The sequence below is a fragment of the Mesorhizobium sp. B263B2A genome (assembly GCF_020165775.1).
Classification (GTDB): domain Bacteria; phylum Pseudomonadota; class Alphaproteobacteria; order Rhizobiales; family Rhizobiaceae; genus Mesorhizobium; species Mesorhizobium opportunistum.
Map to the genome: position 1 here is coordinate 369342 of NZ_JAIUIU010000002.1, position 14732 is coordinate 384073.

Here is a 14732-nt window from a genome sequence, read left to right on the forward strand (position 1 = left end):
TCGTACTCACTTATGGAGCGGGCTGGAGACCAGCGCTGACTGGAGCGGTGCTATCCGCCGTCCTCGTCGCACCATTGTCCATCGCGGCCACGCATCTCCTTTGCCGCCCGCTCGGATTGCCGCTTGTCGCGGGTGTGACCGGAGGCATGGCGATCGGCGCGTTCCTTTCATTTGCGGTCTGCCATTTCCTGCCCTGGCTGTCCTCCTATTCCGTGCAGACCGACGGAGCGAAGGCACAAGAGGTAAAGGCGCCTGATCGCGGCCTTGCTTGGGCGCTCCGCCGGATGCTCGCTGATTTCTCCGAGGCACAGTTCTTTGGCAATGAATGGGCAAGTATCGGCCTGATCCTGGGGGCTGTGCTGGCGTACGTCGTCGCGCCCGGCGTGCCTGTCTATGGCAGTGGGCTATTGCCCATGGTGCTGACTGGGCAAGGTATCGCGGCTATGATCGGTATGACGCTCTGGCACCGCAAATGGACTCAGAGCGGCTTTTATCCAACGTTCGTACCAATCGTCTCCGTGGTGCCTGCGGCAGCGCTGGCGTTTGGAGGGGCGACCATGCCGGTGCTGGGCAGCGCCGTGCTTGGCGCCATCATCGGGGCGCCGCTTGCCGCCGCGATTTCGGCCCGGCTGCCAGAGGGCTTCCATCCCTTCATCGGCAATGTGGCATCAATGGCCATCAGCACCGTCGCCATCATCCCGGCGCTCGGCCTGCTCTTCACCGCGTCATGAGTATGAGGCCTGAAGCATGACCCATTCACCACTCCCGTCATCCAACACCGGTCCAGCTTTCTCGCATCGTGACCGGGTAGGCCAATGCCTCGCGCGCATCGCCGATCCTGCCGGTGAAGGTTCGAAAGCCTTTCTCACAGTCTGGAATGAGGAAGCGCGGATTGCAGCCGAAAGCCTCGATCGGTTAAACGATGCCGGCTACCGTTCTGCGCTCGATGGCCTGCCGGTCTCCATCAAGGATCTGCTCGACGTAAAGGGCGAGGTCACGCGCGCGGCAGCGCGTCCTCTCGACGATACGTTGCCAGCGCGTGAAGACGCACCAGTGGTGGCACGCCTCAAGCAGGCTGGCGCTATCCTGATAGGTCGCACGAATATGACCCCGTTCGCTTACTCCGTCGTCGGCCTCAACGGTCATTTCGGGACGCCAGGCAACCCGGTTGATAGGACCCGAACCCCTGGTGGCTCCTCCTCCGGCGCTGCGGTGTCGGTTGCGACCGGCATGACCGCAGCGGCGATCGGTTCCGACACGGTCGGCTCTATTCGCGTGCCGGCGGCACTTTGCGGGGTCGTAGGGGTGAAACCAACGCAACGCGCCGTACCCCTGGATGGCGCCTTCCCGCTGTCCACGACGCTCGACAGCATTGGTCCGCTCGCACGAACGGTCGAGGATTGCGCAAGGGTGTTGGCTGTGATCTCCGGAGGCCAATTGCAGTTATGGCAGCGAACGAATGTCGAGGGTGTCCGCCTAGCTCTCCCCGGCGGCCGCTTCCTTGAAAGCCTTGACACGACGGTATCGGGTGCCTTCGAACGAGCCTGTCGGCGACTGAGTGCTGCCGGCGCCCTCATCCGCGACCAAACCTTCGAAGCCCTGGAAGCAGCAGCCGACGGCTCTCTGGCGCGCACAATACAATCCGTTGAAGCCTTTACCACGCACGAAGCGCTGCTAGCCCGCCGCGGCGGGGATTATGATCCCCGCATCCGTGCCCGCATCCTTCAGGGGCGAGAAGTTTCAGCTGCGGACTATGTCCGCGCGATCCGGATACGCTCCGGGCTCATGGCAGCATTCATGGCGGACATGGCGGAGGTCGACGCCCTCATCTTGCCGACTGTGCCGGTTGTGGCGCCCCGCTTCACCGAATGCGAGTCGGATGAAGACGGCGTTCGCACCCGGCTCCTGAGGAACACGGCGCCCTTCAACGTCCTCGACGCCTGCGCCGTCACCCTGCCAATCCAGGACCCGGACGAACTGCCGGTCGGCCTCATGCTCGCAGCACCGCCCGGACGTGATGCTCAGCTCATTGACATCGCACGCGCCATAGAAGCCGCGCTTCGCACATAAGGAGAAACCCGGTGCCCTATCTACAACTCGATGTCTCACGGGCTTACCCGACCGACGTCAAACGTGAACTCGCACGTCAATTGGGCGAGATTTATAGCCGCATCATGCAGGCCGACGTGCGGCGCATTTCGATCGCGATTCGCGAATTGGGCGAGGGCGGACTATGGCGATGCACCGGAGAGGAGCCCTACCCCGCCGCTTTGCTCATGTGTGACATCCGTCGCGGACGCCCGGCCGAGCAGCGTGCCATGCTCGCGGAGGCTCTAGTCCGCGCCTGCATGGAGAGCCTCAAGCTAATGATCAACGAAGTCAATGTCGAGTTCACGCAGCATGCGGGGGACGAAATGTACCACCCGATGCTCGGCGGTCTCAGCGATGACTGGTCCGAGAACGAAGCCAGTAGCTGATACACGCCGTTGGGACGACGTGACGGGCCGATAGCGGCGGTCTATCTGCACCCGCTACGCGCCGAGTTCGCCGACGGTCCAGGTGATGGTCGCTGCAACAACAAGGCTTTCCCGGAAGCCGAGACCGAAATGGCTCAAGGCACAAGGTTGATGCTGAGCATTGTCGTCGAACTCACGAGCGCCAATCGGACCGTGTCGAAATCGCAAGAAGAAGAATCGAAGGCATGACCTCGACCGCAGGCGCTCAGGCAGCATGCGCAAGGTCTTTCCTGGACTGATCGAAGCCGATCCGCAGAAGGCCTGGGAAATACTCCATGGCGGCCGAGGAATTCATCACCGAGGTCGAAAGAAGAGAGGACCCAAACTGGCCTGACGGGCCAGGCCGCAAGCTGTCCCAGGCTTTCGATGGCAGTGTCGCTTCTGCGCCTGCATCGCTCGAATTAGGACCTTCCAACATGGCGGGGCACATTTCTAGGACGTCAATAATCACCTAGACAGGAGCGTCGTCCTGGATGACGCGACGAAGCGCCGTCACATGATGCCAGCTGTGAGCTAAGTGACTACGCCTACGCGGCAACGAAGTGCAAAACGCGGCGAGGCTGAGTCGGGGGGAAAGGCGGTAGAGCTCTCTGGACTCGCCCTCCGAACTCGCACAACCATCCCATTTATACGTCCTGGCCGCAATTTGCCGCACAGCTTGATCGGCGCCCTTTCGACGGTGACTGATACAATCTAGATCCTGATCTCGGAACGGAAATCCGCGCACAAGGGCGGGAGCGAGGTCATGAAAAGCGACACCCTTTCCTATCCTCCTCGGGGTCTCCCACGCGAAGAAGCGGCTCGATATGTTGGCGTGGGCATAACCAAATTCGACCAAATGGTTGCTGACCGCCGCATGCCGAAGCCGAAGAAAGTTGACGGCCGCATAATATGGGATCGGCTCAAACTCGAAGCGGCTTTTACCGCGCTGCCCGGAGACGATGACGAGAATATCGTCGACTTCCTGTTGCAAGGGAATCATCGCAGGGAATAGATTCATTCTGCCATGACCGACAAATATCCCGGCCTCTCCTCCTACACTGATCGCCACGGCAAGCTGCGGTGGCGCTATCGGACGAAAGAGCGTGCGGTTAGTCTGCCTGCTCCCAATCAGCCGGGATTCAAGGACGCGTACCAGGCAGCGGTCGAAGGCCGGAAAGTCCCCAAGGCCCCTGTCGTCCAAATGCCTGGAGCCGCCCTGCCCGGCACATTTGGAGCGGCCTTTCAACGATTGAAGATCTCGGTCAAGTGGTTGGCGCTTGACGAAGCCAGCAAACGCAAGAACATGCGGCTGATTGAAGAGTTTCTAGAACTGCGGGTGGTCCCAGATCACCCCCTTATCTGGCGCGACGTACCGGTTAAGAACCTTAGACGTATCCATGTTGAGGAGCTGCTTGGACGCTTCATAGCCACACCCCATAAGGCCAAGCACCTGCTGGTGGGCATACGCAAGCTGGTCTATGTCGCACTGCGGCAAGATTGGATTGAAATCGACCCCACTGCGGCAGTCGAGTGGCGCCCGGCCTATGCCGGCTGGAAAGCCTGGTCGCGCGAGGCGATGGCGCGATTTGAAAACCGTTGGCAGCTCGGCACTGCGGCACGCACTTGTTACGGATTGGCGCTTTGGCTGGGCAACCGCCGCGGCGACGTCGCGGGCCTGCGCTGGGACCAGAGGGTCACCCGCCGTGTCTTCATCGATGGCGTCGAGCGTCACTTCGACGGGTTTGATATTGTTCAGGGCAAGAACAAGGGACGAACAGGCGGCAAACGCCTGTTCGTGCCGATCACACCGATGCTGTCCGAGATCCTGGATGCGGCTGACAGGCGCGGCGAGACCGTCCTGGTCAACGCCTATGGTCAGCCCTTCTCCGCCAAGTCCTTGACTGGAATGATGGCGCATTGGTGCAAGCTTGCCGGTCTTCCGAAGGGCCTTACCCTGCATGGTTTGAGGAAATCGCTCGGTGTTTATCTGGCGGAGGCCGAGGCCTCGACCAGGCAGATGATGGACGTGCTCGGGCACGAGGATATCGATCATGCGGAGCTCTATTCGCGCGAGGCATCGCAGGTACGGTTGGCGGTCCAGGGCATGGATCGAGTCGTGCGGCTGGTCACGCGCAAGCCGATGCTTGGCGAACCTGTTGGCGAACCTCGTGGCGAACCACCCTATAACTCACTGATAAATAACGATAATGGTGGGCCCGGAGGGCGTCTTAAGATCGTTGATTGTATTGAGTTTTTCGTGGGCCAGAAACGGAAAGCTTCCCATATCGTTCCGTATGCTCCCGTGACGCCATTTGGTCCGTTCCAACTAAGTTTGCGAAAGTTTCAGAGCCATGCTTCAGAATCAGCACATTAGGCGTGAAAGCAGCTCTTCTGGAGAATCGCTCGCAGAAGAGCTGCAGTGCCTACCCCTCTCCTGGAACCATGGGGTCTTGTCGAACACGGAGTGCAGTATGCATGGGCTTATCGAAACTCGCGATGGCGCCTCCATGGTTAGATAGAGGCCCGTCACCATGCGAGAAGAGATGTCCAACGCCAATTTCAGCCAAGGCCAAGGCCGTCCGAGCGGTAGACGCGTTTCTTCGTCGACAACGAATACGTCAACTATGATCGGTTGCACAAGTTCAAGCCGCCGCGGCACCGAAAGGGCACCTGGCGTGGTTGTAGCTTTGATGACCTCGCTCTCGCGCTTACACCCCTCACCCGTAGATCGACATCTTCAACCCGGGATTTGATGGAGAGCCAGTTTGGTGGAGCAAGGCCGGCCGCTTGCGCAAGCGATTTGGACTTGGCGAACCAACTGCGCGAAAGGGGGGGTGTCGGCTTGAGATAAAAGCCTTCCATCGTTCGACGCACGAGGGCTTCTCGATCTTTGTCGAGGGCGCGATGTCCCTGGCGTCGACCGCGCTTGCGGTGACCGGGCTGAGGTCCAGTTCCTGACCGCCCAAACTTTGTAGATACCGCTCCAGGAATTCGCGGATTGCCTCTTCGCGCCGGCACGCCTCGGTCCACCGCCCTCGCTCCCCGTAATCATTGCTGTCGTCGCCCATGCTGCCTGCGAAGAATTCAAGCTAACCGAGTGCATCCGCTTTGTTGTCGGCCTTCAGACATGAACGTCTTCAACCGGACACTTTTGAACGCCACGGCGGATGGTCCCATAAGAAACCGCGATCCCGCAATCCAGCAGCATTTCTCCGACCACACGCCTGAAGCGACCGATGGCGCATGTGGCCGACAATCGCGGTGTTAATGCCGCAAACCCACCGATTCTGCGACAAGTCCTAAGCTGGCGTCTGACGAGGACAGCGAATCGCAAGTCCCACCATCCGGATCAGGGCCGCTTGACGACATCCCGATCGTCGGGCGCGTAGACGATGTGGCGCATCGTCAGGCGTGCCTTCAAGACCTTGGCACGAGCCTTGCGTAAGTGGAAACAAACCACGAGCTCGCGCTGAGCCGCATTGAAGGAAAAGTCGGATGTCCGGTATTGCGGGCGCATTTGTGTTGCCTTCAAGTCATTCACAGCAGACGGTTTATAATCGGCTCAAGCACATGGTTCCGAAGCTTGACAATCGTGGACAAGCTGGGTTCGGTCTTGCAGCGTTCATGCACGCAAAAGGAATTCGACATATAAGGTCGTGTCGGCCACCACGCGAATTGGTAACCATCGATTGCGATGGGCAGGACGCGAATTTCAGGCCTCATGTAGCGATTGCACATATTCGAAGTCCATCTTCCCTGGAAAACGATGGCAACGTCGCCCAGCCTGTTGATAACCATAAAGCAGGCTGCCGCCATTTGGCCCTTTCGTTGAATGGGGCTTTAGTCAACGCTAATGAACTTCGGAAAGAATTGCACGCGCGAGGGCATAGCTTCGACGGCCAAACGGATGCAGAGCTTCTGCTCAAGCTTATTGAGCACATTTGCCAAAGAGCTTTTTGGCAGCATGCTCTCCCGGTCAACTACGAAAATGTCTTTCGTGATATCGATGATCGGATTGATGGAGCCGTGAGTGCACTTGTATTAGATGGCGAAGGAAATCTGATCGCTTTCCGCAATAGTAGCGGTTTACGTCCGCTGGAATTTATGCAAACGGAAGATGGTGATATACTTTTTGCTTCTGAAAATTCAGCTTTTGCCGGATTACAAGGCACCACGGAGGAAGTTTCGCCAGGCCACATCAAGTATTTGGATGGAAAAACAGGAGAATGCATTGACAGCTTCGTTGGCCATACCCGATACAGCCCTAAGCTTTGCGTCTACGAAACGCTTTACATCGGAAATCTCGAAACGTCCATACGAGGTCAATCTCACCTGGCCACGCGGCACAATATAGGCGCGAGTCTCGGTGGAACTATTTCGCCGAAAGTGGCGGCACAGATGGGCTCTGCCCCTATTGTCGTTTCCTCCATGCCGCATACCGGGGGCCCGTACGCCGACGGCTTGTTCGCGTCTCTGGCCGAGAAACACGGCGCTTTCGTCCAGCGACGTGAAGTAATCGCAACACAACTTCAGCAGCGGACGCTTATAGGTATCGTTGGCACTCGCAACTCGCTTATCGCGCAGAAATACTGTGTCAATGCAGAGAGCGATGTTAGGGGCAGAGTTGTCATGATGGTGGACGAAGCACTAATTCGGGGGGATACAAGCCGGGCTGTAACAGCAATGCTCCATGCTGCCGGAGCGAAGGCTGTGCATTGGGCGATCGGTTCGCCGCCTATCGTCGCACCGAATTACTACGGCATGGGCATCGAGACGATCGACGAGCTGGCGTTCTGGAAGGTATGGAAAACACTGCCATCCAAAAAGCGGAAAGAAAGCCTTAGCTTTCATAAAACCGAACCGCAAATCCTCAGGATGATCGAAAGCAAAATAGCCCTATCAATCAACGCTGCGTCCATCACCTTTCTGCCCTTTAAGGCTCTGATATCGTTGCTGCCTGGAGGGTCCGATGGGATTGATCTATCTCCGTTTACGTTCGACATGCCAACTCCAGAAGGAGAAAAACGCGCGAATAAGAATTTGAATAGATCGACTATCAATCTCGCCTTAACCTGACTATGCCTGCCTGAGGTCACATAATGAAACCTACTCTTGTATTCGATTGGAACGGGACCCTGCTTGACGATGCCGAGGCATTTCTACAAACAACCAACGCTATTCTGAGCCGCTTCGGTCGCGCTGCCATCGATATGCATACTCTTCGGGAACAGTGCGAGGTTCCACTTTCTATCCTTTACCGCAATCTTGGAATGTCGGAGCGCGAGGTCGCAGAAGTGGAAAACGATGACAGCGCTTTTTTTCACGACATGTACGAACCGCTGGCGAGCAAAGCCGATCTACGCGAAGGCGCGCGCCTCATTTTGGAAACGGCGCGTCAACAAGCTGTCTCAACCATCATTCTCAGCAACCATATAGTCGAGCCCCTTCGTACCCAACTGCGAAGGCTCCGAATCGACGATTGTGTTACCGAGGTTCTGGCATTTGAAAGCCGCGCCACTCAATATAAATCTATGAGTAAGGGCGACCGGCTTGGCGTGTACATGCAAACGAACAATCTGAGTGCCGAGTCGACCTTCATCATTGGCGACATGCCGATCGAAACTGATATTGCACGTAACCTCGGGCTGATCAGCATATCTATTACAGGCGGATTTGTTTCCGAATCACGTTTGCAGGCGGCGCAGCCAGACTACATCATCGATGACCATCACAAGCTGCTGCCCATTCTGAGAAAGTACGGCTTCTTTCGGAATGCGTAAATGAGTTATGCAATAGACCTGACCGGAGATCCGGCATCACCCGCAACGCGTACGACACAGGACAAAAGATCGGCCTGGTCGGCGCAGGAGACATGGGGAACTGGTATGACCCAGTCTTTTACGTCCTGGTACCGAACTGCATATCAAAGCCCGCGCAATGCGCTGTCGCGGATGAACTTGATCGCGCGGAATGCGAACACAATCCCAGGGCCGATTGTGATGCCCGCGCCGGGATAGACCCCTCGCATGACTGAAGTCGCGTCATTGCCGCAGGCGTATAACCCATCGATCGGCTTTCCCCACTGGTCGAGCACCCGGCTATAGGTGTCTGTCGCAAGACCGGTAGCCGTCCCCAAGGTGGCTGGAACGATCCGCAAGGCAACAAAAGGACGGGTCTTGATTTGACCGAGGTTTGAATTCGGCTTGCCAACGGAAGGATCACCGAGCGTTTGGTTGAACGCGGATTCACCTCGCTGGAAATACGGGTCGACACCCGTTCGGGCATGCTCGTTATGCTCCTGAATCGTCTGTGCGAGCGCCTTGGGATCGAGGCCGATCTTCACGGCCAGCGCCGCGAGGGTATCCGCCACCTGGATGTACCCGGCACGCTCATAGGATTTCGTGCTGAGGGTCCACGGCCACGGAAGAACTTGGCCCATTCCGCGCTTTTTGAGAAATTCATGATCGCAGATGAAGTAGAAGTGCTTATCCTTCGGGTAGCCGTTCTCGAACATCGCCATGCAGATGTCGTGATACGGGTTCGACTCGTTGACGAAACGCCGCGCGTCCGGGCCGACGGCGATCACGCCAGGGCGGCCGCGGTCCAGCCAGCCGTAAGGAACCGTCTGCATTCGCCCGCCTTTCTCGCGCAGCAGCGACACGGGTGTCCAGAAGCCGGCACTCGCGACCTCGTTGTCGATCTTGCCGCCCGCTTGCAGTCCAATCTTGATGCCGTCGCCCGTGGCGTCCGCATGGGCCAGGCTTTGGTCATGCTGGTGATCGCCGCTGAGAGCACTGCGAAGTCCGGCATCATGGGGGAACCCCCCGGTTGCGAGCACAACGCCGTGAGTTGCCCGCACGCGCATGTCCCTGCCGTCCTTGCGTATGACCGCCCCAACCACCTTGCCCTGATCTATGATCAGTCCGGTGGCTGGCGCGCTGGTCCAGATATCCACCTGCAGCTGTCTCAGGCTCTTGATGAACCTCGCAATCAATGCGTTTCCGCCGCTGAACTCGGTGCCGCGCCTGTAGCGCATCCGGTCGCCGATGTAGCGCCCCAGGCGCCTCAGGACATGCTTCGTGGAATCCCCCGACTTGAAGGGATTGAGGAATCTTCCAACCTCGCCGGAAGAGATCATCATGCCTCCGAGAACCACGCGAATGGGATCGCCAACCAGATCGAAGTCCTTGTCCAGCAGGCGGCCATCGTACGGAGCGGGGCTCAACGCGCGGCCTGAGTTCATCCCGCCGGGCCGGCTTGAGTGGTAATCGGGAGCCGCGGCGAGCGTGAACCTGACCTCGGAGTGCTTCTGGATCTCGATGAGTGCCTCGGGTCCATCCGCCAGATAGGCTTCGACGAACTCCTTCCGGTAGTAATTCCCGAGTTCTCCCTTCAGATACGTGCGAGCATTGTCGATGCTGTCTTCGACCTTCGCAGCTAAGGCCTGCGGCGAGCAGGGTACCCATATCATTCCGTTCGACAGGGCGGTCGTGCCGCCCAGCTTTGGGGATTTTTCGGTCACCAGCACACTTAGTCCCGACTGGGAAGCATAAAGGGCCGCAGACAAGCCCGCCGCGCCGCTTCCAATCGCGACCATGTCGTAGGCCGCGTCCCAGTGTGTGGGGTCCTCCTGCTTGGTCACGAGTGGGGTTACAGTGTCGGCCATGGATTCCTCGGCAGTCGTGCTTAGGGTTTCTTGCGGTTCAGGGGGACGGCCTTGAAGGCTTCGGCAGCCGATTTCACGGCCCGCTCGATCGGAATGCGCTCGATCGAGGACGCGCCGACAAAGCCGATGCAATCGGTGGACCTGTAGACTTCTTCGGTGTCCTGCGGTTCGGCTATCGCGCCGCCATGGGCAAGAAGGATGACGTCGCCGCGGACAGTGCGCGCCGCGTTGTTGATCCGGTTAATCCGTTCGATCGCCTCGCCGATCGCCTGACCCTCGTCATGGCCGACCAGTCCGCCACGTGTGGCGCCGACATGAGGAACGATGCAGTCCGCGCCTGCTTTGGCCATGTCCGCCGCGTCGTTCGCTGAGGCGACATAGGCCATTGAGAAAATGTCCTTCTTCCGCGCCGTGGCGATCATCTCGACTTCGCGCGCGAAGCCAAGGCCTACGCGGCCACGGCGGTCGCGCCACTTGTCGCCCATCGTCGAAATCGTCGGGTAGTTGATCACGCCGGAGTAGCCAGCGGCCCAAAACTTGTCGAGAAGCCTGTCGAGATCGAGCCGGACCGGGTCCCACGCTTCAACGCCACCAATCACCGGAACGTCGGAGATGACATTGCGGATCTCGTCGGCCATTTCTATGGTCCGCGCGTTCGAATCCCCAATCCGGCTGGTCGGCAGGCCCATGAGCCGCGAGAGGCCCGTGCTGTAGACGACAAGCATGTCCGCACCGCCAAGCGCGGCACATTTGGCGACAAGGCCGCAGCTGCTACCGGCAGCCAGGATCGCGGCGCCTTTTACGGACTGCTCGGCGATCCGGGCCAGGATTTCGTTGCGGTCAAACATTCTCATCGGCGGTCTCCGTATCAATGTGGTCAAGTACCCATTCGACCGCGGCACTTGCGAATTCGGGATCGTTGATGTGGCAATTGAGTTCCCGGACGGGGATGTTCCCGGGAAGCGCGGCGCGCAGGCCTGAGAGCCATGCGCGGTTCGCCTCGGGGTCGTGAAACGGCCCGCCTTCGCGGTCGTAATCCGATACACCTTTCGAGGGCCACAGGACTTGCGCGGGTCCTCTCGACGCCGACAGCTTTTGCGCCGTAAGACGTCCGATCGCGTTCGTCTCTTCAGGCGTCGTGCGCAGCAGGGTCGTATACGGTGTGTGCGCGTACAGCCTGCGCTCGGCGAACTCGGGCGGCACCGAGGAGAGGACACCGAAGTTTACCATGTCCACGGCGCCGGGAGCGATCAATTGCGGAATCCCGCACCGCCCGGCTGCAGTCAGCCGATCCGGTCCGGCGCTGGCGGTGCCGCCCAGGAGCTCGTCGGCCAGCTCGGTCGTGGTGAGATCTATTACGGCATCGAATTCACCCGCGTCGACCAGCGATTCCATCTTTCGACCGCCAGCGCCATTCGCCGGAAAAACGATCGCCTCCATCTTCTTGTCCCCAAGAAGCCGGACGCATGCATTGGCCGCGGGGGTCGTCACGCCAAACGACGTGATGGCTACGATCTTTCGCCGTGATTTCGCTTTGGGAAGGTAATGCATGGCGGCGATTGCCCGCGCCGCGTTTTCAAGCACCCGCGAAGTGAACCCGTTCACGCCGAAGAGATCGACCAGCGTGGGATAGAGCAGGACATCCAGCTTCCCGGCCAGTTCGGCAAGCAGGGCCGGGCGTGCGCTGGAGACTAGCAGCTTGGGAAAACCGTATGGCAGGTCGGCGACGACTTCGCCGAACACGCCGCTCCCCTTGCCGCCGCCGATGCCAATCACGGCGGAGACCTTGCCGGTCTCGAAAAGTCCGTTCACCGACTTGCGGGCCTCGCGCGCGATTCCCGCAAGCAGAACCGCCGGATCATTGGACCGGAACCTTCCGTCCTTTGAGGTGCCCACATCGACGAATAAGACGCTGCGTCCCGCGCCCCTGACGATGTCGGCCACGAACGAAGCCTCGACTTGCTTCGTGTCCATCGTCGCGACAATGGCCACGGAGTTATCAACGGTTGTCTCTGCGATCACGATGTTCCGTACCTTCCTGCAGGGGATGGAGGGGACGTCGAACCTTGAGCTCCCATGTCTTCGCCCTCCAAGGCACCGCTCTTGCTTTGTTGCCCAGGACTAGTAAACGCTTCGGGCAGGCTGGATAATCGGCTGCCGAAGGAGAGATGGGTAAATATGGGTAGGTGGGTAATCGTAGACCGACCGATCTGGACCGATGCCCCGAGCGCCGATGACGCCTACGTGTTTGCGCCGAGCCTTCGCGCCTTGCCCGCTGGGTTTCCCCTTGTAATCGCGACGCTTCCCGTTTGCGACTGGAATGGCGAGTTGCTGCGCGGCCTCAACGAGATCGAGCCCGTTGCAGGCGCTCGTTGCTACGCAGCGATCTTGATGATCGACCCGTTCGCGCTTTGGGAGGACGTCGCGGATGCTCTGACGGAGAAAGGTTTCTGCGGCGTGGTGAACCTTCCGCCAGCCTCTCTCATACAAACCAGCTCGGAGGCGGGGGCCGAAGACCATCTGAATTCAATTGAGCTGGAGCGCATGAGATGGTTCGCGGAGAATGGCTTGGGCTTAGCTCTGACATCGACTAATCGAGACGCAGCCGCGGCAGGGAACCTGTTCGAGAAACAGCCGGAAGCCATGCTCTATCTACCGGCGACGGCCCTTTCCTGTCCGATAGCGCCGATCACGTCGCTTGTGCGTCTGGGCGAAACGGGTAGTGAACTGCCTGTTTGGTCGCTGCCGGCGCCCTCGCTCGCCAAGGCTGAGACGTCATTCTAGGATGCGGTGCTTCTTGATCTTGTTGTATAAGGTTTTGCGGGTAATGCCGAGCGCGGCGGCAGCTTTGCCGCGGTGAAGCTTGTTCCGGCGCAAGGCGTCGATGATCCATTCTCTCTCCGAAAGGGTAGTGGTCGCTTTGGTTGCCGGTTTGGCTCCAAGGACCGGAAGGACCCGTTCCGCCGTGATCGACGTGTTCGAGGGCAAGGTGGCCAGCTGTTCGACGACATGGCGAAGCTCCCTGACATTGCCTGGCCAGGCATGGCTGGCCAGCGCCAAAAAGGCGGAGTTTTCGATCGTCAGCGCCTTTGCATCCGCATCGCCCTTGGTCTCCACTGTGAAATGATGGATGAGCGCAGGAAGGTCTTCCAGACGGTCCCGCATGGGAGGAAGGATAATTTCCAGTCCGGCGAAGACGCTTCTCAATCGTGGCGATAGGGGCAGCGCTTCCAGGCTTGCTCCGGCCGGCACGGTGCAGGTGGCGATGATCTTTGCTTCCGATCGCGTCGCAACCGCGCCGTTTACGGCGCTGAAGGTGCCGCGCTCCAGATAATCGGCAAGCTGCTCCTGGCCGTCTTCAGAAAGTGTGTTGAGGTGAAGAATGACCAGGGAGGTCTCCGTTGACATCTCCAGCAGCGACAGCCGGCGCCGTGCGTCCTTTTCCGCTTCCATGCCGAAGAGCGCCATCTCGTTCTGGTTGCCGGGCGCCTTGCGGCAGGGGAAGGTAACCGGCTTGCGGTGCTTTCTCGCGCCGAAGGCATGCACCAGGGACGCGACGCGACGCTTCCCCGTGCCCGGTTCGCCGACGATCAGAACCGGGTTCGTGCCCGTCGAAAGACGCTTTGCCGCGTCAAGCGCCTGATTCATCAACGCCGATTGCGCGATCACGCCATGGCGGTAGCCGTTCAGCTGGAGCTGCCGCTCCATAAGATCGACCTTTTCCCGCAGAACGTTGATGGTCTTGAACCCCGAGGTCATCTCCAGCACCGACATTTCGAGCGGCACCCGGTCGAGGGAAGAACCGCCTATGAACCCCTGCGTTCCTGTCTCGCGGCAGACGTCCATCAACTCCTGGGGCTTCGTGATCGGGCCGCCTCCGAGCAGACAGACGACATTCCTGTTGATACCGTGAGCCGCCCGGGCGATGTCTCCCGTTCGGGCGGCGAGTTCCGCCAGGCCGATGGACGACGACGACACGGCAGTTTCAGCAGGGTTGAGATTAAAATTCATGCAGATCGCGCCCACGCCCGCTTCGACCATTCGGCGGGCCTCAGCCTGCGTGCGGGTGTAGGCGATCGTCATCAGCCCCCGCGCCGCGGCGTTGATGAGTAGTTCGACCTCGCGCGCATATCCGAGGCCGCAGCCCTCGAGAATCGACCTGCGCGCCTCGTCCACATGGATCACGGACGGAAAATTCGTGATCCCTGCAAACCCCCATCGGGTGATGTTGTCGAGGAAGCGATCGAGGTCGAGCCGAGGGTCGAACGTACAGGCGCCGAAGAACACCGGGAGTTTTGTGCTCCTGAGGATTTCGGAGCGGGCGAAACCGGCAACGAATTCGTTGCTGTTGCGGATGGGAAAGATCGACGCCGGAGACGACCCCCCCATCGCACGGAACCGGCCGGCGTTGAGCGCTAGCACGAAGTCCGCCCCCGCGCGCTCGGCGGCCCGCGCTGTCATGCCGGAGCCGATCGCGGCTCCCAGGATAAATGAACGCGAGTTGCCGAGGATTTGCTTGAAGTCCGTTATCTCAGGCTTTCCCATTGGAATGCCGCGATCCTAGCACG

General features: G+C 59.5%; 12 protein-coding genes. 8 read left to right on the top strand and 4 right to left on the bottom strand.

What is annotated here, in order from left to right:
* The first annotated feature begins 146 nt into the window (after nucleotides 1–146).
* From LB568_RS07110 to LB568_RS07140, 7 genes are all read left to right on the top strand, one after another.
* On the top strand, nucleotides 147–731 hold the full coding sequence (locus tag LB568_RS07110) for a hypothetical protein (RefSeq protein ID WP_224729697.1): 585 nt from the start codon (nucleotides 147–149) through the stop codon (nucleotides 729–731).
* Nucleotides 732–747: 16 nt separating this feature from the next.
* A complete protein-coding gene (locus LB568_RS07115; protein WP_224729698.1) occupies nucleotides 748–2070 on the top strand; it encodes an amidase in 1323 nt (440 codons plus the stop codon).
* A gap of 11 nt (nucleotides 2071–2081) precedes the next feature.
* Nucleotides 2082–2477 (top strand): tautomerase family protein, encoded by a 396-nt coding sequence (locus LB568_RS07120; RefSeq protein ID WP_224729699.1) that lies wholly within the window; start codon nucleotides 2082–2084, stop codon nucleotides 2475–2477.
* Between the two features lie 784 nt (nucleotides 2478–3261).
* On the top strand, nucleotides 3262–3510 hold the full coding sequence (locus LB568_RS07125; protein ID WP_140572067.1) for a hypothetical protein: 249 nt from the start codon (nucleotides 3262–3264) through the stop codon (nucleotides 3508–3510).
* Between the two features lie 12 nt (nucleotides 3511–3522).
* Nucleotides 3523–4872 (top strand): tyrosine-type recombinase/integrase, encoded by a 1350-nt coding sequence (locus LB568_RS07130; RefSeq protein WP_224729700.1) that lies wholly within the window; start codon nucleotides 3523–3525, stop codon nucleotides 4870–4872.
* 1121 nt (nucleotides 4873–5993) lie between these two features.
* Nucleotides 5994–7574 carry a hypothetical protein gene (locus LB568_RS07135; RefSeq protein WP_224655860.1) on the top strand — a complete coding sequence of 527 codons (1581 nt, stop codon included), beginning with the start codon at nucleotides 5994–5996 and terminating at the stop codon, nucleotides 7572–7574.
* Between the two features lie 23 nt (nucleotides 7575–7597).
* Nucleotides 7598–8278, top strand: coding sequence for an HAD family hydrolase (locus LB568_RS07140; protein ID WP_064994679.1), 681 nt, complete (start codon nucleotides 7598–7600; stop codon nucleotides 8276–8278).
* Between the two features lie 143 nt (nucleotides 8279–8421).
* Here LB568_RS07140 and LB568_RS07145 read toward each other — a convergent pair whose 3' ends face one another.
* From LB568_RS07145 to LB568_RS07155, 3 genes are read right to left on the bottom strand one after another with little or no spacing between them, the layout of a single operon-like run.
* Nucleotides 8422–10164: an FAD-dependent oxidoreductase gene (locus LB568_RS07145; RefSeq protein WP_064994678.1), complete on the bottom strand. Its 1743-nt coding sequence runs from the start codon at nucleotides 10162–10164 to the stop codon at nucleotides 8422–8424.
* Nucleotides 10165–10184: 20 nt separating this feature from the next.
* A complete protein-coding gene (locus tag LB568_RS07150) occupies nucleotides 10185–11018 on the bottom strand; it encodes a phosphoenolpyruvate hydrolase family protein (RefSeq protein ID WP_064994677.1) in 834 nt (277 codons plus the stop codon).
* On the bottom strand, nucleotides 11005–12156 hold the full coding sequence (locus tag LB568_RS07155) for a Tm-1-like ATP-binding domain-containing protein (RefSeq protein ID WP_245322047.1): 1152 nt from the start codon (nucleotides 12154–12156) through the stop codon (nucleotides 11005–11007). The genes LB568_RS07150 and LB568_RS07155 overlap by 14 nt, the downstream gene beginning before the upstream one ends.
* Before the next feature lie 336 nt (nucleotides 12157–12492).
* Here LB568_RS07155 and LB568_RS07160 point away from each other — a divergent pair, with 336 nt between their 5' ends.
* The gene (locus tag LB568_RS07160; RefSeq protein WP_140692109.1) at nucleotides 12493–12948 is read left to right on the top strand and encodes a hypothetical protein; all 456 of its coding nucleotides are present in this window, start codon (nucleotides 12493–12495) and stop codon (nucleotides 12946–12948) included.
* Here the strand turns inward: LB568_RS07160 and LB568_RS07165 are convergent.
* Nucleotides 12940–14709, bottom strand: coding sequence for a phosphoenolpyruvate hydrolase family protein (locus tag LB568_RS07165; RefSeq protein ID WP_064994676.1), 1770 nt, complete (start codon nucleotides 14707–14709; stop codon nucleotides 12940–12942). The genes LB568_RS07160 and LB568_RS07165 overlap by 9 nt on opposite strands.
* Nucleotides 14710–14732: the final 23 nt, after the last annotated feature.

Bases quoted from the DNA above. Each gene is read 5' to 3' on its own strand.
- LB568_RS07110 (WP_224729697.1), top strand. From the start codon at position 147: ATGGCGATCGGCGCGTTCCTTTCATTTGCGGTCTGCCATTTCCTGCCC.
- LB568_RS07115 (WP_224729698.1), top strand. From the start codon at position 748: ATGACCCATTCACCACTCCCGTCATCCAACACCGGTCCAGCTTTCTCG.
- LB568_RS07125 (WP_140572067.1), top strand. From the start codon at position 3,262: ATGAAAAGCGACACCCTTTCCTATCCTCCTCGGGGTCTCCCACGCGAA.
- LB568_RS07130 (WP_224729700.1), top strand. From the start codon at position 3,523: ATGACCGACAAATATCCCGGCCTCTCCTCCTACACTGATCGCCACGGC.
- LB568_RS07135 (WP_224655860.1), top strand. From the start codon at position 5,994: ATGTCCGGTATTGCGGGCGCATTTGTGTTGCCTTCAAGTCATTCACAG.
- LB568_RS07140 (WP_064994679.1), top strand. From the start codon at position 7,598: ATGAAACCTACTCTTGTATTCGATTGGAACGGGACCCTGCTTGACGAT.
- LB568_RS07145 (WP_064994678.1), bottom strand. From the start codon at position 10,164: ATGGCCGACACTGTAACCCCACTCGTGACCAAGCAGGAGGACCCCACA.
- LB568_RS07150 (WP_064994677.1), bottom strand. From the start codon at position 11,018: ATGAGAATGTTTGACCGCAACGAAATCCTGGCCCGGATCGCCGAGCAG.
- LB568_RS07165 (WP_064994676.1), bottom strand. From the start codon at position 14,709: ATGGGAAAGCCTGAGATAACGGACTTCAAGCAAATCCTCGGCAACTCG.